This window comes from Quadrisphaera sp. INWT6 (assembly GCF_015390235.1).
Taxonomy (GTDB): Bacteria; Actinomycetota; Actinomycetes; order Actinomycetales; family Quadrisphaeraceae; genus Quadrisphaera.
Genome location: NZ_VUOH01000005.1, coordinates 435,630 through 454,941, shown reverse-complemented (window position 1 = coordinate 454,941; position 19,312 = coordinate 435,630). Strand labels below are relative to the sequence as shown.

Genomic DNA, 19,312 nt, shown 5'->3' with positions numbered 1-19,312 from the left:
GGTTCTCGGTCTCGGCAGCGGGGGCGGTCAGCGCGCGAGCACGCGGTCGACGGCGTCGAGCAGCCGCTCGGCGTCGGGGAGGTAGTGCTCCTCGATGCGGGCCGCCGGGTAGGGCACGGCGAACCCGCCGACGCGCAGCACCGGCGCCTCGAGGGAGTGGAAGGCGGCCTCGGTGACGCGTGCGGCGACCTCCGCGCCCAGGCCGAGGAAGACGGGCGCCTCGTGGACGACCACGACCCGCCCGGTGCGCCTCGCGCTGGCGACGACGGTGTCGGTGTCGAGCGGCGAGAGGCTGCGCAGGTCGACGACCTCGAGCTCCACGCCCTCCTCCGCGGCGGCCTGGGCGGCGTCGAGGGCGACGCGCACGGTGGGCCCGTAGGCGACGACGGTGGCGGCGCCACCAGCAGCGGCGCGCTCGGCGGTGACGGGGCGGGCGACCCGCGCGGAGTGCAGGGACGGGGCCTCGGCCAGGGACGCGGCCCCGGCGGTGACGTCGCCCTTGTCCCAGTAGCGGCGCTTGGGCTCCATGACGACCACCGGGTCGGGCTGGGTGAGCGCCTGCCGGAGCATCCAGTAGGCGTCCTGCGGGGTGGCCGGGGCGATGACGCGCAGCCCGGCGGTGTGCGCGAAGTACGCCTCGGGCGACTCGCTGTGGTGCTCCACCGCGCCGATGCCGCCGCCGTAGGGGATGCGCACGACGACGGGCACCGTCCCGGCGCCCGCCAGGCGTGCGGGCATCTTGGCCAGCTGGCTGACGATCTGGCTGAAGGCGGGGTAGACGAACCCGTCGAACTGGATCTCGCAGACGGGCCGGTAGCCGCGCAGCGCCAGCCCGACGGCGGTGCCGAGGATGCTGGCCTCGGCGAGCGGGGTGTCGACGACGCGGTCCTCGCCGAAGGCGGCCTGCAGCCCGTCGGTGACGCGGAAGACGCCGCCGAGGCGGCCGATGTCCTCGCCCATCAGCAGGACCTTCTCGTCGGCGGCCATCGCGTCGTGCAGCGCGGCGGTGATGGCCTTGGCGAGGGTCAGCGTCGTGGGGGTGCTCTCGTCGGCACCTCCGGCCGGGCTCGGCGCGGGGCGGGTGGCGGTGGTGGTCATCGGGCCTCCTCCGGCTCGGTGGCGATCCAGGTCTCCAGCCAGGCGCGCTCCTGCGCGACCAGCGGGTGGTCGCCGGCGTAGGCGTGGTCGAACATGCTCAGCGGCTCGGGGTCGGACATCTCCCGCACGCCGCGGCGCACGCGGGCGGCGAGCTCGTCACCCTCCGCGCGCACGGCGTCGAAGAAGGCGTCGTCGGCGCCGCCGGTGGACCGCAGGTGCGCCTCCACGCGGGTCAGCGGGTCGCGGGTGGCCCAGAGCTCGTCCTCCTCGCGGGGGCGGTAGCGCGAGGAGTCGTCGGAGGTGGTGTGGGCGGCGACGCGGAAGGTGAGCGCCTCGACGAGGGTCGGTCCGCCGCCGCTGCGGGCGCGGTCGGCGGCCTCGCGGACCACGGCCTCGACGGCGAGGACGTCGTTGCCGTCGACCTGCACGCCCGGGACGCCGAAGCCCTCGGCGCGGCGGGCCAGGGGGGCGGCGAACTGGCGGGAGGCCGGCGAGGAGATCGCCCAGCCGTTGTTCTGGCAGAAGAAGACCACGGGGGCCTGGAAGACGGCCGCCCAGTTGAGCGCCTCGTTGACCTCGCCCTGGGAGCTGGCGCCGTCGCCGAAGCAGGCCAGGACGGCCGTGTCGCGCGCCGGGTCTCCGGTGCCGACGTCGCCGTCGCGCTGGACGCCCATGGCGTAGCCCGTGGCGTGGGGCAGCTGGGCGCCGATGACGAGCGTGTAGGGGTGGAAGCCGCTGGCCGTCGGGTCCCAGCCGCCGTGGCTCGCGCCGCGGTAGAGGCTGAGCACCTGCAGCGGGTCGACGCCGCGCACCCAGGCGATGCCGTGCTCGCGGTACGTCGGGAAGACGTGGTCCTGGGCCGCCAGGGCCCGGGCGGCACCGATCTGCGCGGCCTCCTGGCCGGTGCCGCTCGCCCACAGGGCCAGCTCGCCCTGGCGCTGCAGGGCCGTGGCCTCCGCGTCGAAGCGGCGGACCATCGCCATGTCGCGGTAGCGCTCGCGCAGCTGCTCGGCGCCGACGCCGGAGACCAGCTCGGCGTGGCGCGCGCGGTCGCCGGAGGCGTCCTGGCGGACGCCGTCGGGGCTCAGCAGCTGGACGGGCTCTGCGGTGGCAGCGGGCACGCGACCTCCTCGGACGGACTACCTACGGGTCCGTACCTTACGGTTCCGTAGGTCCGAGGGGAAGCCGCGCCACCCCACCGCCCCCAGCCGTCACGCAGCACCCGGCCGCGGGCCGGGTCAGCCGACGCGGTCGGGGCTCCAGGTGGGGAGGAAGGCCCCGCACACCTCGAGCAGCACGTCGTCGGCGGCGACGTCGCCGACGGTGGCGCGCACGCCGTCGTCGCCGTAGCCGCGCACCGACAGGCCCGCCCCGGCGCACGCGGCCACCAGCGCCCCCGTCGAGCTGCCGACGGGGAGGAAGACGAAGTTCGCCTCCGACCGCGGGAGCCGCCAGCCCTGGCGGGTCAGCTCGGCGACCACCCGCTCGCGCTCGTCGACGATGGCGTCGACCCGCTCCAGCAGGGCCTCGGACTGCTCCAGCGAGGCCACCGCCGCCAGCTGGGCGATGCCCGAGACGCCGAAGGGCACCGCGGTGCGGCGCAGCGCCTCGGCCACCGGCTCGTGCGCCACGGCGTAGCCGACCCGCAGCCCCGCGAGCCCGTAGGCCTTGGAGAAGGTGCGCAGCACCATGACGTTGGGGTGCGCGCGGTGCGCGGCCAGGCCGTCGGCGGCCTGCGGGTCGCGCACGAACTCCAGGTACGCCTCGTCGACGACGACGAGCACGTCGCGCGGCACCCGCGCCAGGAACGCCTCCAGCTCCTGGGCCCCCACCACCGGACCGGTGGGGTTGTTCGGCGTGCACACGAGGACCAGGCGGGTCCGCTCGGTGATGGCACCGGCCATGGCGTCGAGGTCGTGGCGGCCGGCGCCGTCGAGCGGCACCGGCACGGGCGTCGCCCCGGAGAGGCCGACGACGATCGGGTAGGCCTCGAAGGAGCGCCACGCGAAGACGACCTCGTCACCGGTCTCGCACACCGCCTGCAGCAGCGAGCCGAGCACCCCGACGCTGCCGGTCCCGGGGACGACGCGCGCCGCGGGGACGTCGAGGTGCTCCGCGAGCGCGCCGACGAGGTCGGCCGAGCTCATGTCGGGGTAGCGGTTGAGCTGCGCGGCGGCGCGCTGGACGACCTCGAGCACCGCCGGCAGGGGCGGGTAGGGGTTCTCGTTGGAGGAGATCTTGAACGAGGCGCCGCCGGGCCCCACCGGGGCCGGCCTGCCGGGCACGTAGCCGGGCAGCGCGGTGACGGCGGCGCGCACGCGCGGGGAGGTCGGGCTGGTCATGCGCGCCACGGTAGACACCGCGGGGCGCGCCGCGTGCTCCACGCGGTGGACCGGTGATCACTCCCGCGTGCGGACTCCGCCGCGCAGGAGCACCCTCGCGAGGTGAGCAGCACGACACAGCCGCGCAGGGGCGGCGCAGAGGGCCAGGAGAAGACCACCGGCAAGGTGATCGCGATCGCCGTGGTCGCGGCCGTCGGCGGCTTCCTGTTCGGCTTCGACAGCTCGGTGGTGAACGGCGCCGTCGACGCCCTCGCCGCCCAGTTCAGCATCGGGGCGCTACTCAAGGGCTTCACCGTGTCGTGCGCACTGCTGGGCGCAGCGGTGGGCGCCTGGTTCGCCGGCCCGCTGGCCGACAAGTACGGCCGCACCCGCGTGATGGTCGTCGCGGCGGTGATCTTCGCCGTCAGCGCCGTCGGCTCGGGCCTCGCGTTCGCCGTGTGGGACCTCATCCTGTGGCGCGCCGTCGGCGGCATCGGCATCGGCGCCGCCTCCGTGATCGCCCCCGCCTACATCGCCGAGGTCTCCCCCGCCGCCATCCGCGGGCGCCTGGGCTCGCTGCAGCAGTTCGCCATCACGATCGGCATCCTCTCCGCGCTCGTCTCCAACGCCCTGCTCGCCGGGGTGGCCGACGGCGCGAGCGGAGACCTGTGGTTCGGGCTGCCCGCGTGGCGCTGGATGTTCCTCGTGGGGGTCGTCCCCGCCGTCGTGTGGGCCGGGCTCGCGCTCGCGGTGCCGGAGTCTCCCCGCTACCTCGTGGCCAAGGGCCGCAAGGAGGAGGCGGGTCGGGTGCTCGCCAGCATCCAGGGCCTGCGTGACGGCGCCCTGGTGAAGCGCCGCATCGCCGAGATCGCGAAGCACCTGGCCGCCGAGCGCGACCCGTCGCTGCGCGACCTCAAGGGGCCGCGCCTGGGCCTCAAGCCGATCGTCTGGGTCGGCATCCTGCTGTCGGTGTTCCAGCAGGCCGTGGGCATCAACGTGATCTTCTACTACTCCACGTCGCTGTGGAGCTCGGTCGGCTTCGACGACTCGCAGTCCGCGCTGTTCTCCGTCATCACCGCCGTGACCAACGTGCTCGTGACCCTGGTGGCCATCGCGCTGGTCGACAAGGTGGGCCGCCGGCCGATGCTGCTGGCCGGCTCGCTCGGCATGACCGTGTCGCTCGGTGCCATGGCGCTGGCCTTCACGCAGGGCACGGCCAGCGGCCAGGACCTGACGCTGCCGGCCCCCTGGGGCCCGGTGGCCCTCGTGGCGGCGAACCTCTTCATCGTCTCGTTCGGCATCACCTGGGGCCCGATCGTCTGGGTGCTGCTCGGCGAGATGTTCCCCGGGCGCATCCGCGCGGCTGCGCTGTCGGTCGCCGCCGCCGCGCAGTGGATCGCGAACTTCGTCATCAGCACCACGTTCCCGCCGCTGGCGGAGATCGGCCTGCCGGTGGCGTACGGCCTCTACACGGTGCTCGCGCTCCTGTCGTTCTTCTTCGTGCTCAGGGCGGTCCCCGAGACGAAGGGCCGCGAGCTCGAGGACATGGACGACCTCAAGGTGGAGCGCCGCCAGCGCTCCCACGCCTGAGGTCTGCGCCCACCGACCCGCTCCCTCACCCGTGGGGCGTCGGGTCGACGGTCCTGCCCACCACCTCGGTGACCGCCGAGGTGGCGCCGGGCCCGGCCGTGAAGGGTGCGAGGTGCTCGCGCCAGGCCACCAGCGAGGGCTCGTCGGAGGCGTCCACCCGCTCCGCGAGCTCGACGTAGCCGTCGCCGTCGTGGGCCCCGAGACCCTCCGGCGTGGGCGCCACCACGGTGGTGCGGCCCGGTGCGTCCGGGCTCGGGGCCAGGTCGAGGGCCGGCACCAGGTCGTCGGGGTGCTCCATCGACAGGACGGTCACGCCGGGCGGCACGTCGGCCGCCCCGACCGGTGACCCGGCCGTCACGACCGTGGTGACGGTGAACCTCTCGGCGACGGCGGGGTCGCCGGCGACCTGCGCCGCGGCGATGCCCCCCAGGCTGTGGCCGGCGAGCATCACCGGCTCGTCGCGGGCGACGCCCGCCTCCTCCAGGGCCTGGACCACGAGGTCGGTGTAGGCCGAGGGCATCCCCGCCTCCGCCCTCAGCGCCGTGCCCGCCGACATCGGGTTGCGCGAGTCGGGGTCCCAGTCCTGCACCCCGGGCATGTAGACGATGGCGCTCCTGCGGCCGTCGGCCGCCGTGACCACCTCGACGCGGACGCGCCCGGCCGGCCCGGTGTGCTCGTCCGCCGTCGCGCGCACCCGCGCCATCACGGCCCCCGTCCCGCTCGGTGGGCCGGCGGTGGCCACCGCAGCGGGCACCGGCACCACCGCCGTCGTGACGCGGGTGGCGTCGGCGGTGCCCGAGACGGCTCCGACCTCGAGCAGCCCCCGGGCGACGCGGGGCGAGGGCGACCGGCCCGCCACCACCGCACCGGCTCCTCCGACGACGGTGCCGACCAGCGCGGACAGCAGGAGGCCGGGGTCGGCCAGGCGGACGCCCACGGACGGTCCGCCCGCAGCTCCCGCACCGGTCGCCCCGGGCACCCCGGCGACCACGGCGTCGGTCATCTGCTGCGCCGTCATCCCCCCCACCGGTGCCGGGGCGGCCAGGGCACCGACGAGCCGGTCGGGACCCAGCTGACCGCTGGGTGCTCCCCCGCCCAGCGGGCCGGCGAGCCCGGTGGTGGGCCGGCGGGCCGTCTCCTCGGCGTCGGGGACGGCTCGGTCACCGCCGTCCCGGAGGAAGGCGCCGACCGCGGGGAGCGCACCGACGGCGGCGCTGAGCAGCAGGGGCGAGGCGGCGACGACGGTAAACCGCGTCACCACCCAGAGGCCGTCGGCCGTCGCCTCGGCCTGCCGGTAGGCCGCCGCGGCGAGCTGCACGGCGGTGGCGAGCTGGTCCTCCTGGTCGCCGCCGTCGCGCAGCCGGCGCACGGCGGCGACCACGTCGCCCTCCAGCTCGAGCACGCCGCCGGGGCCGGCGGCGAGGCCCGCGAGACCGTCCAGGAGGCTGCGGCCGAGCCCGAGGTCGGCCGCGGCGTCGTCCAGGGCCGCGGCGCTGGAGCGCAGCCGGACGACGGCGGCGTCCAGGTCCTCCAGCTGGGCGGCGGTGCCGCCGGAGCCGCCCCGGACCCGCAGGTCGCTGCTCACCACGCGTCCCCCGAGACGAGCCGGGCGCGGCGGGCCGCCTCGTCGGCGAGGTCCAGGAGGTGGCGCTGCACGTCCAGCAGCTGGGCGGACCGCTGCTCCAGGACCCCGGTGAAGGCCCCGGCCGCAGCGCCGTGCCAGTCGGTGCCGACGAGCTGCTGGTGCACGGCCACCTGGGTCGAGACCACGGCGGCCGCGGCGCGGGCCCGCGCCGACAGCGCCTCCAGCGCGGCGGCGGCGAGCGCGGCGAGCTGGGCCTGCACGGCCGCCGCGGTGCCAGCGGCGTCGGCGGCGGCGGGGTCGGGGAGGAGCGCGGTGGCTGGCACGGCGAGAGGCTGGCAGGAACGGGTCCACACCTGCGGCGACGTCGGGTCCGCCTGTGGAAAACCCCGCCGACCGAGGGCGCCGCGCCCCACCGGGCCGGGGCCGGAGGTGCACGACCTGTCGCTCGCGACGTACCGTCCGGTGCCGTGGACGACGCACGACCCGTCTGGCAGGGGCTCGCCGAGCCGCAGGAACCGACCTTCGCCTGCTCCCCCCCTCCGGGGACGGCGCGCGTCGACGTCGTCCTGGCGGCCGCCGGCGGTCGGGTCCCGCAGTGGGTGCTGCGCCGCCTGCCCGAGGGCTACCGGCCGGTGCCGGTGCCGATGGACGCCTCGGCCCCCGACGGCCTGAGCAGCGCCTGGGCCGTGGGCCTGTCCCGCTCCACCGCGCCGGTGGTGGCGCTGCTGGACGGGCGCAGCGGCGTCGACCCCCACGAGCTCGAGCGCCTGGCGGAGCCGGTGGCGAGGGGCAGCGCCGACGTCGTCGCCGGGGCCCGCCGGGCGGGGCTCGGCCCGTCCGCGCTCGCCTGCTGGCCCCCGCACCGCCGGCTCGCGGCGCGCCGGGCGACCCGGCGCCTGCAGCAGGACCCGGCGCTCGCGGCGCTGCGCCCCACCGACGCGGTGCCCGCCCTCGCGGGGCGCCGGCAGCTGCTGGCGGCCGTCGCCGTCCCCGGCCCGCGCGAGCTGCTCGCCGCGGCCGCGGACGGCGGGTGGCGGTTCGCGGAGGTACCCGTGCGCTGCGGCTCAGGGACGCTGTCGCGGTGACCCCCGGCGCGTCGCCGGCCACCTCGCCCGAGGAGCTCCTGGCCGGCCTGGTCCACCGCGTCGAGGTCGAGGTGCTCCACCTGCTCGTCTCCCCCGTCCACCGGTACTTCGGGAGGCCCAAGGACGGGCCGCTGCCCTTCGACGGCGCCGACGGCGCCGAGGACGGGGACGACGGCGCGCGCGGCCCCGCGAGCGAGGACCGCGAGACCGCCGACGTCGTCGCGGGGCGAGGGATCGTCGGAGACCGCTTCTTCGGCAAGGCCGCCCACATGGACGCGGCCGTCACGCTGCTCGCCGTCGAGGCTCTCGAGGCGGTGGCCGCCCAGCTCGGGGTCGCGCCGTTCGACCCGCTGCTGGCCCGCCGCAACGCCGTCCTGCGCGGTGCGGAGCTGGAGCCGCTGCGCGGGGGGCCCTTCGCCCTCGACTGCGGTGACGGGCCGGTGCTGCTGGCGGGCCGCCGCCCCGCCGCGCCGTGCGCGTGGATGGACCGGCAGCTGGCTCCCGGGGCCCACGCGGCGCTGCGCGGGCGGGGTGGCCTGCGGTGCGAGCCGCTCGGGTCCGGCCGGCTGCGCCGCGGCCCGGCCCTGCTGCTGTCGCCGGTGCCGCTCGACCCGGCGCGGGCCGGGGACGCCGTGCTCCCGCGGGGAGGCCGCCGGCTCCCCTGAGGCGGCGCACCCCGGTGGTCCCTCCCGGCCGTCCCCCTACACCACCGGACCCCGCCGGAAGGATCTCGACGCGCCCACGGCGTGGCGCCACCGTTCGACCACGCTGCGTACCTAGCGTTCTCGTGGTGACCGCTGTGCCGGAGATCCCGCACCCCTCCCGCTCCCTGCTGGAGGAGCTGGTGCTGCTCGAGGGCGGTGCCCAGGAGCGGCCCGTCGGCGGCGTCCCCCGCCCGCGCGCCGGGCTCGAGCTGGTCGACACCCCCGCGGCCGCCGCGAGCACCCCCCTGTCGGTCCGTGCCTGCGCTCGGGTGCGCGGCGCCGCGTCCGCGACCGGGCTCGGCCTCGTGGTCACCGGCATCGCGCTGCACCTGCTGCCGCTGCCCTGGCCGCTGCTGGCCGGCGACGCCGCCACGGCCGCGGGCCTGGCGGGGGTGGCCCTGGTGGGTCTCGCCTCGCTGCTGTCGGTGCTCGCGCCCCGCGGCCGCTGGAGCGCGCTGCAGGTCATGGGCACCCCGCTGGCCGGTCGCAGCGTCGAGGTCGACGACTCCAGCGCCGGGCCCGCCGCCTACGGGCGCGCCCACGCCGTGGGGCTGGTGCTCGACGTCGCCGTCCCCGACCCGGCCGCCGTCCCGGTCCCCGGACGGCGCGCGGCGCTGGCCCGCCGCCTCGGCCTGCTCCCCGTGGGCGACGCCGCGACGTTCGGCCAGCCGGTCCTGGCGCCGGCCGACGCCACCGTGGTCCGCGTGGTCGACGGCGTGCGCGACCACGCCTGCCGCGCGAGCGCCCCGGCGCGGGTGCTGGGCGGGCTGCTCGACGCCGGCCGCGAGCTCCTGGGCGCCCGCGCGGTGCTGGGCAACCACGTCGTCCTGGACTGCGGGGGCGGCCGCTACGCGGTGCTGGCGCACCTGCAGCGGCGCTCGGTGCGGGTGTCGCGCGGCGACCGCGTGCTGCCCGGCCAGGTCGTCGGCTCGGCGGGCTGCTCTGGCGCCGTCGCCGAGCCCCAGGCCCAGCTGCTGTGCGTCGACACACCCCGCCTGCGGGTGGCGGCGGGCGTGCCGGTGCGCCTGGTGGTCCAGCTCCCCTGACCTCCCGGCGGCGCACCGGTCACCCGGTCGGCCGCACCTCTCCAGGGCCCCCGCACCGCTCGGCGCGGGGGCCCTCGTGCACCTGGGAGGATCGGGCTCCGTGACCACCTCGAGCACCCCCCTGGCCGACGCCGGCTACGCCCTCGGTCCCCTCGACGGCCGCTACCGCGGTGCGGTGGCCCCGCTGGTGGAGCACCTGTCCGAGGCCGCGCTCAACCGCGAGCGGCTGCGCGTCGAGGTCGAGTGGCTCCTGCACCTGACCACCACCGGTGCCGTTCCCGGTGCCCGTCGCCCCGGCGACGACGAGGCGGCGCACCTGCGGGGCCTCGTCTCCGGCTTCGGCCCGCAGGCGGTCGCGGAGATGGCCGAGATCGAGCGCGAGACCGTGCACGACGTGAAGGCCGTCGAGGTGTGGCTGCGCCGCCAGATGGCCGGCACCGCCAGCGCCGACCTCACCGAGCTGGTCCACTTCTGCCTCACCAGCGAGGACGTCAACAACCTGTCGTACGCCCTGATGGTCCAGGGCGCCGTGCACCGCACGTGGCTGCCCGCGGCGCGCGCCCTGCAGGTCCAGCTGGCCGGCATGGCGCACGACGCCGCCGGTGCCGCGATGCTGGCCCGCACCCACGGCCAGCCGGCCACGCCGACGACGCTGGGCAAGGAGCTGGCCGTCACGGCCGCCCGCCTGGACCGCCAGCTGCGCCGCGTGGAGCGCACCGAGGTGCTCGGCAAGCTCAACGGCGCGACGGGCACGTACGCCGCCCACGCCGTCGCCGTCCCGACCACCGACTGGCAGGAGGTCTCCCGGACGTTCGTGGAGGGCCTGGGCCTGGTGTGGAACCCGCTGACCACCCAGATCGAGAGCCACGACTGGCAGGCTGAGCTGTACAGCGACGTCGCCAGGTTCAACCGCGTGCTGCACGACCTGTGCACCGACGTGTGGAGCTACATCTCGCTGGGCTACTTCGCCCAGGTGCGCGGGATGGGCACCGTCGGCTCGTCGACGATGCCCCACAAGGTGAACCCGATCCGCTTCGAGAACGCCGAGGCCAACCTCGAGGTCTCCAGCGCCCTGCTCGACGTGCTCGCCTCGACGCTGGTGACCTCGCGCCTGCAGCGCGACCTCACCGACTCCTCGATGCAGCGCAACGCGGGCACCGCCTTCGGGCACTCGCTGCTCGCGGTCGAGAACGTGCGCAAGGGCCTGGCCGGTCTGGACGTCGACGAGGCCGCGATGGCCCGCGACCTCGACGCCAACTGGGAGGTGCTGGGCGAGGCGGTGCAGTCGGTGATGCGCGCGGCCTCCGTGGCCGGCGTCGCGGGCATGGACGACCCGTACTCCCGCCTCAAGGAGCTGACCCGCGGCCGCCGCGTCGACGCCGAGGGCATGCGCGCCTTCGTGGCGGGCCTGGGCCTGCCCGACGAGGCCCGCGACCGCCTCCTGGCCCTCACCCCGGCCGGCTACACGGGCCTCGCGGCGGAGCTGGCCCGCACGGTCTGACGACCGCCCGGCGAGGGGCGGGTCCGGTCGGACGCCGACAGGACCCGCCCCGCCGCGGCGTTCAGCCGCGGGCGGCCGCGATCGCCCGCACCTCGTCGGCCGACAGCTCCACCGACGCGACCGCCAGCAGGGCCGGCAGCTGCTCGGGGCGGCTCGCGGAGGCGATCGGCACGGCGCCGAGAGCGCGCAGGTAGGCGAGCGCCACGGTCGCGAGCTCGGCGTCGCGGTCCTGCGCCACACCGCGGACGGCGTCGAGCACGGCCCAGCCGCTGTCGGTGAAGTGCTTGCCCTGCACGCCGCTGGCGCGGGGCGACGTCGGCAGCTCGCCGTCGCGGGAGTACTTGCCGGTGAGGAACCCCGACGCGAGGGTCGAGTACGGCAGCTGCACGAGACCGTGGCGCTCGGCGGCGTCCACGACGCCGGCGGAGGTGGGGACGACGGCGCTGCCGGGGTCCTGCACGGCCACGGGGCCCGGGACGCCCGCGCGGCGGGCGGCCTCGACCGCGGCGTCGATGCGCTCGGCCGACCAGTTGCTCACGGCCCAGGCGCGGGCGCGGCCGTCGGCGACGGTCGCGGCGAACGCCTCGACGACCTCCTCGACGGCGCGGTCGGGCTCGTCGCGGTGGGCGTAGAAGAGCGTGACGGCGTCGAGCTGCAGGCGCTCCAGGGAGCCGTCGAGCGAGCGGGAGACCGACGCCGGGGAGAGGTCGGTGGGGTCCTTCGCGCCGGTCTTGGTGGCGATGTGCACGCCGCCCTCGCTGGCACCGCTGCGGGCGAGCCAGCGGCCGATGACCGCCTCGCTCTCGCCGCCGCTGTGGCCCTCGACCCAGGCGGAGTACACGTCGGCGGTGTCGACGAGGTTGCCGCCGGCCTCGCGGTAGGCGTCCAGCACGGCGTGGGAGGCGCCCTCGTCGGCGGTCCACCCGAACACGTTGCCCCCGAGGCACAGGGGGAAGAGGCCGACGCCGGTGCCGCCGAGGGCGACCGTGCCGGTGCCCGAGACCGAGGTGCTGCCGGTCGGGTCGGCCGGGGTGCTGCTGGGAGCGCTGGAGCTGGTGGTCATGAGCGGCTCCTACCCGCACCCGGCCCCGGGATGCGTCAGCGGCGCGGGGGGCGCTCGGCGTCGGGCGGGGTGGTCTGGTCCCAGCCCTTGAGCACGGGCTCGCGGATGGTCTCGCGCGGGCCCTCGCGCCGCGCGCTGCGCATGGCGTGCGCGACCATCGCGATGAAGAAGCCGATGAGGATGATCGTCCCCCAGAGGACGACCCCGACGATGCCCGAGCTCACCTCTCCACGGTACGTCCGCGGCCGGCGTGCTCCCGACCGCCGATCGCGGACGTGGTCGCGGTCACGACGGGCGGGCGCGACCACCCGGGTCTAGCGTCCGTCGGGTGTCGACGCCGACCGCCGCCTCCGGGCAGGGCTCCTCCGCCACGGCCAGCACCACGGGCGGTCGCCGGCACCGCGACAGGTCGCACTGGCTCTACACCGCCGTCATCGCGGCGGTGGTGCTCGGGGCGCTCGTCGGCGGTCTCTTCCCCGACGCCGGTGCGTCGCTGTCCGTGCTCGGCGAGGCCTTCGTCCGGCTGATCACGATGATGATCTCGCCGGTCATCTTCTGCACCATCGTGCTGGGCATCGGCTCGGTGCGCGCCGCCGCCACGGTCGGCAAGGTGGGCGTGCTGGCGCTCGTCTACTTCGTGGCGATGTCGACGTTCGCCCTCGCCATCGGCCTGGTGGTGGGCAACTTCGTGCACCCCGGCGACGGGCTGCAGGTGCGGGGCACGTACGAGCCGCCCGCCGGGGAGGCGGAGGAGGGCGGGTTCCTCCTCAACCTCATCCCGACCACGCTGATCTCGCCGCTGGTGCAGGAGCAGGTGCTGTCGACGCTCTTCGTGGCGCTGCTGGTGGGCTTCGCCATCCAGTCGCTCGGCGGCAGCACGGCCGAGGCGGCGCTGCGGGGCATCGGCACGTTCCAGAAGGTCGTCTTCAAGGTGCTGGCCATGATCATGTGGGTGGCGCCGATCGGGGCCTTCGGGGCGATCGCCGGCGTGGTGGCCGAGACCGGGTGGGACGCCCTGCTGGGCCTGCTGCGGATCATGCTGGCCTTCTACGCGACCTGCGCGATCTTCGTCTTCGGCGTCCTGGGCACGATCCTGCGCCTGGTGACGGGGGTGAGCGTCTTCAGCCTGCTCAGGTACCTGGGGCGCGAGATCCTGCTGATCGTTTCGACGTCGTCGTCGGAGACCGCGCTGCCGCGCCTGATCGCCAAGATGGAGCACCTCGGGGTGGCCCGGCCGGTGGTCGGGATCGTCGTGCCGACGGGGTACTCGTTCAACCTCGACGGCACCGCGATCTACCTGACGATGGCCTCGATCTTCATCGCCGAGGCCACCGGCCAGCCGCTGAGCCTCCCCGAGCAGGTCAGCCTCCTGGTCTTCATGATCATCGCCTCCAAGGGCGCGGCCGGGGTCACCGGGGCGGGCCTGGCCACCCTCGCGGCGGGCCTGCAGAGCCACCGCCCCGAGCTCGTGGGCGGGGTGGGCCTCATCGTCGGCATCGACAGGTTCATGTCGGAGGCCCGCGCGGTCACCAACTTCTCCGGCAACGCCGTCGCGACGCTGCTCGTGGGCCACTGGACGCGCCAGCTCGACCGGGAGCGCGTCACCGAGGTGCTGGCGGGCCGGCGGCCCTTCGACGAGGCGACGATGCTCGACGACGGGCACGGCGGCGGCGCCCACGACGCCGCGACGGAGACCGCGCGCGGCGACGCCGCGGACGCCGTCCACCGCTGACCGGCTCCACCCCAGCGGTCGGGACGCCCCCTCACAGCGGACGCCCAGCCCGCGCTCGGACACTGGGCCGCGTGACGCAGGTGGAGCCCGCCCACGAGGGCCAGCACGAGCAGCCCGAGCAGGAGCTCGCCCGCGGCCGCGTGGCCGCCGAGGTGCTGCTGGTGGCGGCGCTGTCGCTGGGGCGCTCCGGCGTCTACGCCGTCGTCCAGCTCGTCGCGCTGGCGACGGCGGCCGGCGGCGTGGCCGCCGGCACCGCGACGCTCAACCCCTCGCGCAGCCAGCGCCCCTACCTCGACCTCACCTACCAGCTGCTGGGCATCGGCTTCGCGCTGGTGCCGGTGGCGCTGTGCCTGTTCCTGCTGGCCGGTGGCACGTCGGGCCGCGGGCCGCTGCTCCCGGCGCTGGGGCGCACCTGCCGACGGATCGGGTTCGACCTGCGGCGTCCGGGCCGCGACCTGCTGCAGGGCGTCGGCCTGGCCGCCGTCATCGGGATCCCCGGCCTCGGGCTGTACTGGCTGGGGCGCCAGCTCGGGTTCACGGCCGACATCCAGGCGTCGGCGCTGAACACCCTGTGGTGGACCGTCCCCGTGCTCGTCCTCTCCGCGCTGCAGAACGCGGTGCTGGAGGAGGTCGTGGTCGTCGCCTACCTGCTCGACAGGCTGCCGCGCCTGGGGCTGCGGCGCCCCCGCTGGCTGGGCCGGCTGTCCCCCTCGGCGTGGACCGTGGTGTGGGTGGTGGCCGCCAGCTCCCTGCTGCGCGGCAGCTACCACCTGTACCAGGGCTACGGCCCGGGCTTCGGCAACCTGGTCATGGGCGTCGTCTTCGCCCTCGTCTACTGGCGCACCCGGCGCGTGATGCCCCTCGTGGTGGCGCACACCCTGCTCGACGTCGTCGCGTTCGTGGGCTACCAGTACCTCGGAGGGGCGCTGGGCCTGCGCTGACGACGAGCCGACCGACGGCGGGCGGCTCAGCGCAGGAGGTCCGCCAGGGCGTCGATACCGGGGACCGCGAGGTCGGGCTCGGTCATGACCGCCGGGTGCGGCCCGAGCGCCCCGGCCCGGCCCGGCCTGTCGACCCAGGCCGTGGTCAGCCCGGCGCGGGCGGCCCCGTCGACGTCCCAGGGGTGGGCGGCCACGAGGAGCGCCTCCTGCGGGGTCACCCCGGCCTGGTCGAGCGCCCAGGCGTAGGTGCTGGGCGCGGGCTTCCACAGGCCGCCGGGGGCGTCGGCCACCGACAGCGCCCCCTCCACCAGGTCACCGGCGCCGCCGGCGGCCAGCAGGCGGTCGGTGGTGCCGGCCGCGCCCTGCGACAGCGGCACGAGCCGCAGACCGCGCTCGCGCAGGGCCTGCAGGCCGGGGAGCACGTCGGGGTGCAGCGGCAGCTCGCCCACCGCCTCGACGACGGCGAGCGCGGCCTCCTCCAGCCGCTCCGCGGGCAGGCCCGCGTGGTGGAGCACCGAGCGGGCGCCGGCGAGGCCGACGTCGGTGAAGCGCTGGGCGTCGCCGTGCAGCGCGAGGGCGAAGCCGTCGCGGAGCACCCCGGTGAACCAGGTCTGCGCGAGGTGGCCGGGGGCACCGACGGCCTCGAACGCCCCGGCCAGCTGGGAGGTGTCGGTCAGCGTCCCGTTGACGTCGAGGAGCACCACGCGCAGCGGGGGCTCGGCGCCGTCGAGGGCGTCGCCCCCCTCGCGCGCGGCGTCGCGGGAGGTGTCGGCGCTCGGGGTGGCGAACCTGTCGTCGCCGGGAACGGTGCTCACCGCACGAGCCTGCCCCGGCCCTCACGCTCCCGCCTCACGAGCAGCTCACGGACGGGGCACGAGCAGCTGGGTCGCCGCGAGCTCGCGGTACAGCGGCGCGGTCTCGAGCAGCTCCTCGTGGCGTCCGGCGCCGACCACGCGACCACCGTCGAGCACCACGATCTGGTCGGCGTCCACCACGGTGGAGAGCCGGTGGGCGACGACGACGAGCGCCGTCCCCCCGCCGTGGCGCTGGACGGCGGCGAGCGCCTCGGCGAGCGCGGCCTCGTTGCGGGCGTCGAGGCTGGCGGTGGGCTCGTCGAGGAGCAGCAGCTCGGGGCGGGCCAGGAGGGACCGGCAGATGGCCAGGCGCTGGCGCTCGCCGCCGGAGAGCATCACGCCGGCCTCCCCGACCTGCGCCTCCAGGCCGAGGGGCGAGCGGGTGGCGAGCGCGGTCAGCCCGACGGCGGCGAGCACCTCGGCGACCTCCGCCTCGGTGGCGCCCGGTGCGGCCAGCAGGAGGTTCTCGCGCAGCGTCCCGGCGAGCACGGGCGCCTCCTGCTCGACGTAGCCCAGCCGGGCGCGCAGTGCGGCGCGGGGCAGGTCGCGCAGGTCGGTGCCGTCGAGGCGGATGCTGCCGGAGGTCGGGTCGTCGAAGCGCTCCAGCAGCCCGAGCAGCGTCGACTTGCCGGCGCCGGAAGGGCCGACCAGGGCCGTGCGCGTGCCGCGGGGGACGCTGAACGAGACGCCGTCGAGCACGAGGCGGTCGCTGCCGCGGTGGGCGAAGGAGACGGCGTCGAGGGCGAGCAGGGGGGCGTCCGGTCGCCGGGCGAGGGGATCGCCGGGCCGGGTGGCGGCCGCGGTGGGGCGGGGTGCCGGGTCCTCGGGGTCGAGGGCCAGCACCTCTTCGACCCGCTCGAGGGCCCCCAGCCCGAGCTGCAGCTGGGAGTAGGCGCCGAGCAGCTGCCCCAGGGGCATGACCAGCAGGAACAGGTAGAGGATGAACGCCACCAGCTCGGCGACCCCGAGGGCGCCGCTGGCCACGCGGTACCCGCCGACGCCGAGGACGGCCACGAAGGCCCCCTGCACCGAGACGCCGACCAGCGGGGTGATGAGGGCCTGCACCCGGGCGGCGCGGACGCCGGCGTCGTAGGCCTGGGCGGCGGCGGCGCCGACGGCCTCGACCTCGCGGTCGGTGGCCCCGGAGGCGCGCAGGGTCCGCACCGCCCCGAGCGCCCGCTCGACGGCGGCGGTCATCGCGCCGACGCGCTCCTGGGAGGCGCGGGCCAGGGCGCGCAGCCGGCGGCCCACCGAGACCCCGGCGACCATCCCGACCGAGACGGCGGCGAGGGTGACGAGCAGGAGCACGGGGTCGACCAGCGCCATCGCGACCACCGCACCGACGGCCACGACCACCGAGGAGGCCACCTCGACCAGGCCGGAGGTCACCACGGCCCGCAGCAGGGTGGTGTCGGCGCCGACGCGGGAGATGAGGTCGCCGGTGCGGCGGGCGTCGATCTCGGCGACGGGCAGGCGCAGCAGCCGGTCGACCAGCCGGCGGCGGGTGCTGAGCACCACGCCCTCGGCGGTGCGCTGCAGGAGGTACTGCTGCGCCGCCCCCAGCAGCGAGGCCGCCACGAGCACGACGACGACGGCCACGACGGCGCCGCCCGCGGGCCGGGAGCCCTCGACGGTGGTGATGACCCGGCCGACGAGCAGGGGCTGCGCCAGCGACGCGGCGGCTCCGACGAGCGACAGGCCAGCCGCCCCCAGCAGGGGGCCGCGGTGTGCCCGCAGGTGCGGCAGCAGGGTCCGCAGGCCCACCCGACCGCTCGTCGGCGCCGCGGAGCTCATCCCCGCGCCCCGGTGGCCGCGGACGGGCGGGCGGGTCTGACCAGAGCCGCCAGCAGCAGGGCGAGGGCGGCGCCGGTGCACCAGCCCGCGAGGACGTCGGTCAGCCAGTGCGCCCCCAGGTAGACGCGCGTGAGCCCCACCGCCAGCGCGAACGCCCCCGCCGCACCGACGGCGAGCACCCGGGCCGAGGCGCTGCGCAGGGCGAGGACCGCCAGGACGGCGAGCGCGGTGGCCAGCGACGCCGACGCGGTGGCGTGGCCGCTGGGGAAGGACGGGTCGAGCGGGGCCTCGAGGGCGTCGGTCGCGGGAGGCCGCGGCCGGTCCACGAGGCGCTTGGCGCTGGCGCTGACGGCCGGCGAGAGGCCGACCACCAGGAGGCCGTAGACCGCCGGCCGCCACGAGCGCCAGCGCAGCGCCAGGGGCACGGCCACCGCCGCCGCCAGCACCGCCCGGTAGGGCGTGGTGCCGAGGTCGGAGACCGCGTGCACCACCGGTGTCAGGCCGGGGGAGCGCAGCGCCTCACCCGCGGCCTTCGCGGGAGCGTCGAGCCGGGCCAGCAGCCCGTCGTGCGTCGCGTCGGCCCAGACCGCGACGGCCAGGGCCGCCAGCACGCCCGCGGCGACGAGCAGGAGCCGCCGCGCCCGGTGGCTCACCGGGAGGTCCCCCCCAGCCGCGCAGCGCGGGAGCGGGCGTCGGCGGCGGCCGTGCGCAGCATGGTGCCCCGCGGGGAGGTGGCCATCAGCGCCAGCTCCTCGGCGGGGCTCGTGACCCCGTCGAGGAAGCGCAGCACCCGCTCCGGCGGGTTGCGGCGGAAGAGCCGGACGAAGAAGTCGGGCCCGTCGAGACCGCCCCGCTCGCCACCGGCCAGCAGGCCGCGCAGCACGAGGGCGTCCATCCAGGCGTGGCGGCGGGGGTAGGGGCGCGGCAGGTCGACCCGGTCGCCCGCGACCCCGCCGACCAGCTGCTCGGCCAGGGCGCGGGCGTCGCGCTGCATCGCGGAGAACGCGTACCCGGTGGAGGGGCGCACCGCGCCACCCGCCGTGCCCAGCCGCAGCACGCGGCTGCGGACCAGACCCGGCGGCGGGGAGGCGCGGCGGGAGAACACCGCGTCGGTCATGGGGATGGCACCGGTCTCGGAGTGCTCGACGGTCCCGGCGGAGGTCCCCAGCGCCCGCTGGCGGTAGGTGGCCAGCTCGGCGGCCTGGGTCGCACCGTCGAGCAGCTCGGGCACGAACGCGGTGTGCTCCACGAGGGCGGTGGAGGCGTCGGTGGGCAGGCAGTAGCCGAAGGCCAGGCCCGTCGGAGGCTGCGGCACCGAGAAGTCCATGAGCACCGCGCGGTCCGGGTCGACGCCGGCCGCCGGGACCCTCACCCGCTCCCCGAGGAAGTGCTGCACCAGGGAGCTTGTCGCCGCCCGCACCGGCGGCGCCGGACGGGAGTCGAGCACCAGCGACCCGCGCACCTCACCCGCCCCGGTGGTGACGACGGCGCCCGCGCCGTCCTCCCGCACCCCGTCCGCCGTCGCGGCCAGGTGCTCGACCTCCAGGGCCCCGCGCTCGCGGGCGCGGTCGACCAGCGCGGCGACGTGGGCGTAGTAGTCCTCGCCGCGGACCATCGCGTACCGCAGGCGCCCCAGGTCGAGGGGGAGGTCGGCGCCGCCGGGGGCGACGACGTGCACGGCGTCCCAGGCGCGGTGCACCGCGGGGGCCAGCGACGCCTCGGCGGCGGAGCCGCGCTCCACCCAGGAGCACCAGGTGCGGTCGGCCGGGCGCTCCACCAGGCGGTCGAGCGGGTCGACGACGACGACGCGCAGCGGCGCGCTGCGACGGCCGCCGGCACCACCGGGCCCCTCCAGGGCCAGCGCGAGCTGGTGGAGCACCGCCGTCCCCGCTCCCCCGGAGCCCAGGAGCACCGCGTCTGCCGGGAGGGACGCTCGTCGCACCCGTCGATGCTCGCCCACAGGCCGGCGATCGTCACGCGGAGGGGTCCCGGACGAGC

The 19,312-nt window shown here is 76.8% G+C and carries 18 protein-coding genes; 7 read left to right on the top strand and 11 right to left on the bottom strand.

Annotation, left to right across the window (positions count from 1 at the left end; translation table 11 throughout):
- Positions 1–27: 27 nt before the first annotated feature.
- The 3 genes from F1641_RS17050 to F1641_RS17040 form a co-directional block, all read right to left on the bottom strand.
- A complete protein-coding gene (locus tag F1641_RS17050) occupies positions 28–1,098 on the bottom strand; it encodes an alpha-ketoacid dehydrogenase subunit beta (protein WP_194907479.1) in 1,071 nt (356 codons plus the stop codon).
- Positions 1,095–2,219, bottom strand: coding sequence for a thiamine pyrophosphate-dependent dehydrogenase E1 component subunit alpha (locus tag F1641_RS17045; RefSeq protein ID WP_194907478.1), 1,125 nt, complete (start codon positions 2,217–2,219; stop codon positions 1,095–1,097). Before F1641_RS17045 ends, F1641_RS17050 begins: the two co-directional genes overlap by 4 nt.
- 117 nt (positions 2,220–2,336) lie before the next feature.
- The gene (locus F1641_RS17040; protein WP_194907477.1) at positions 2,337–3,440 is read right to left on the bottom strand and encodes a histidinol-phosphate transaminase; all 1,104 of its coding nucleotides are present in this window, start codon (positions 3,438–3,440) and stop codon (positions 2,337–2,339) included.
- 102 nt (positions 3,441–3,542) lie between these two features.
- Between F1641_RS17040 and F1641_RS17035 the strand changes: the two genes are divergently transcribed.
- A complete protein-coding gene (locus F1641_RS17035) occupies positions 3,543–5,009 on the top strand; it encodes a sugar porter family MFS transporter (protein ID WP_194907476.1) in 1,467 nt (488 codons plus the stop codon).
- Between the two features lie 25 nt (positions 5,010–5,034).
- Here F1641_RS17035 and F1641_RS17030 read toward each other — a convergent pair whose 3' ends face one another.
- Both F1641_RS17030 and F1641_RS17025 read right to left on the bottom strand, forming a co-directional pair.
- Positions 5,035–6,594, bottom strand: coding sequence for a hypothetical protein (locus F1641_RS17030; protein ID WP_194907475.1), 1,560 nt, complete (start codon positions 6,592–6,594; stop codon positions 5,035–5,037).
- The gene (locus F1641_RS17025; protein WP_194907474.1) at positions 6,591–6,917 is read right to left on the bottom strand and encodes a hypothetical protein; all 327 of its coding nucleotides are present in this window, start codon (positions 6,915–6,917) and stop codon (positions 6,591–6,593) included. Before F1641_RS17025 ends, F1641_RS17030 begins: the two co-directional genes overlap by 4 nt.
- A 144-nt stretch (positions 6,918–7,061) precedes the next feature.
- On the opposite strand from F1641_RS17025, the gene F1641_RS17020 reads away from it, so the two are divergent.
- From F1641_RS17020 to purB, 4 genes are all read left to right on the top strand, one after another.
- Positions 7,062–7,679: a hypothetical protein gene (locus F1641_RS17020; RefSeq protein ID WP_194907473.1), complete on the top strand. Its 618-nt coding sequence runs from the start codon at positions 7,062–7,064 to the stop codon at positions 7,677–7,679.
- Positions 7,676–8,344 carry a molybdenum cofactor biosysynthesis protein gene (locus tag F1641_RS17015; RefSeq protein ID WP_309225676.1) on the top strand — a complete coding sequence of 223 codons (669 nt, stop codon included), beginning with the start codon at positions 7,676–7,678 and terminating at the stop codon, positions 8,342–8,344. Before F1641_RS17020 ends, F1641_RS17015 begins: the two co-directional genes overlap by 4 nt.
- Before the next feature lie 125 nt (positions 8,345–8,469).
- Positions 8,470–9,429, top strand: coding sequence for a M23 family metallopeptidase (locus F1641_RS23470; protein ID WP_194907472.1), 960 nt, complete (start codon positions 8,470–8,472; stop codon positions 9,427–9,429).
- Positions 9,430–9,529: 100 nt separating this feature from the next.
- On the top strand, positions 9,530–10,930 hold the full coding sequence (gene purB, locus F1641_RS17005; protein WP_309225675.1) for an adenylosuccinate lyase: 1,401 nt from the start codon (positions 9,530–9,532) through the stop codon (positions 10,928–10,930).
- Between the two features lie 61 nt (positions 10,931–10,991).
- On the opposite strand, the gene F1641_RS17000 is transcribed toward purB, so the two are convergent.
- Positions 10,992–11,993: an aldo/keto reductase gene (locus tag F1641_RS17000; protein WP_194907471.1), complete on the bottom strand. Its 1,002-nt coding sequence runs from the start codon at positions 11,991–11,993 to the stop codon at positions 10,992–10,994.
- A gap of 35 nt (positions 11,994–12,028) precedes the next feature.
- Positions 12,029–12,217 (bottom strand): cbb3-type cytochrome c oxidase subunit 3, encoded by a 189-nt coding sequence (locus tag F1641_RS16995; protein ID WP_194907470.1) that lies wholly within the window; start codon positions 12,215–12,217, stop codon positions 12,029–12,031.
- A 104-nt stretch (positions 12,218–12,321) separates the two neighbouring features.
- Here F1641_RS16995 and F1641_RS16990 point away from each other — a divergent pair, with 104 nt between their 5' ends.
- Both F1641_RS16990 and F1641_RS16985 read left to right on the top strand, forming a co-directional pair.
- Positions 12,322–13,725, top strand: a complete 1,404-nt coding sequence (locus F1641_RS16990) for a cation:dicarboxylate symporter family transporter (RefSeq protein ID WP_194907469.1) — start codon at positions 12,322–12,324, stop codon at positions 13,723–13,725.
- An 80-nt stretch (positions 13,726–13,805) separates the two neighbouring features.
- A complete protein-coding gene (locus tag F1641_RS16985) occupies positions 13,806–14,666 on the top strand; it encodes a CPBP family intramembrane glutamic endopeptidase (protein ID WP_194907631.1) in 861 nt (286 codons plus the stop codon).
- Positions 14,667–14,692: 26 nt separating this feature from the next.
- Here the strand turns inward: F1641_RS16985 and F1641_RS16980 are convergent, their stop codons facing one another.
- Genes F1641_RS16980 through F1641_RS16965 form a run of 4 tightly spaced genes read right to left on the bottom strand, consistent with a single transcriptional unit; the run spans position 14,693 to position 19,256 of the window.
- Positions 14,693–15,481, bottom strand: a complete 789-nt coding sequence (locus tag F1641_RS16980) for a haloacid dehalogenase type II (protein ID WP_194907468.1) — start codon at positions 15,479–15,481, stop codon at positions 14,693–14,695.
- Positions 15,482–15,526: 45 nt separating this feature from the next.
- Complete coding sequence (locus F1641_RS16975; RefSeq protein ID WP_194907467.1) at positions 15,527–17,314, bottom strand: ABC transporter ATP-binding protein; 1,788 nt, start codon at positions 17,312–17,314, stop codon at positions 15,527–15,529.
- Positions 17,311–17,967 carry a phosphatase PAP2 family protein gene (locus F1641_RS23465; protein WP_194907466.1) on the bottom strand — a complete coding sequence of 219 codons (657 nt, stop codon included), beginning with the start codon at positions 17,965–17,967 and terminating at the stop codon, positions 17,311–17,313. Before F1641_RS23465 ends, F1641_RS16975 begins: the two co-directional genes overlap by 4 nt.
- Positions 17,964–19,256, bottom strand: coding sequence for a lycopene cyclase family protein (locus F1641_RS16965; protein ID WP_194907465.1), 1,293 nt, complete (start codon positions 19,254–19,256; stop codon positions 17,964–17,966). Before F1641_RS16965 ends, F1641_RS23465 begins: the two co-directional genes overlap by 4 nt.
- Between the last annotated feature and the right edge of the window lie 56 nt (positions 19,257–19,312).

What these genes read in the sequence shown, in the direction of transcription:
- F1641_RS17050 (WP_194907479.1), bottom strand. Translation starts at nt 1,098, where the DNA reads ATGACCACCACCGCCACCCGCCCCGCGCCGAGCCCGGCCGGAGGTGCC.
- F1641_RS17040 (WP_194907477.1), bottom strand. Translation starts at nt 3,440, where the DNA reads ATGACCAGCCCGACCTCCCCGCGCGTGCGCGCCGCCGTCACCGCGCTG.
- F1641_RS17000 (WP_194907471.1), bottom strand. Translation starts at nt 11,993, where the DNA reads ATGACCACCAGCTCCAGCGCTCCCAGCAGCACCCCGGCCGACCCGACC.
- F1641_RS16975 (WP_194907467.1), bottom strand. Translation starts at nt 17,314, where the DNA reads ATGAGCTCCGCGGCGCCGACGAGCGGTCGGGTGGGCCTGCGGACCCTG.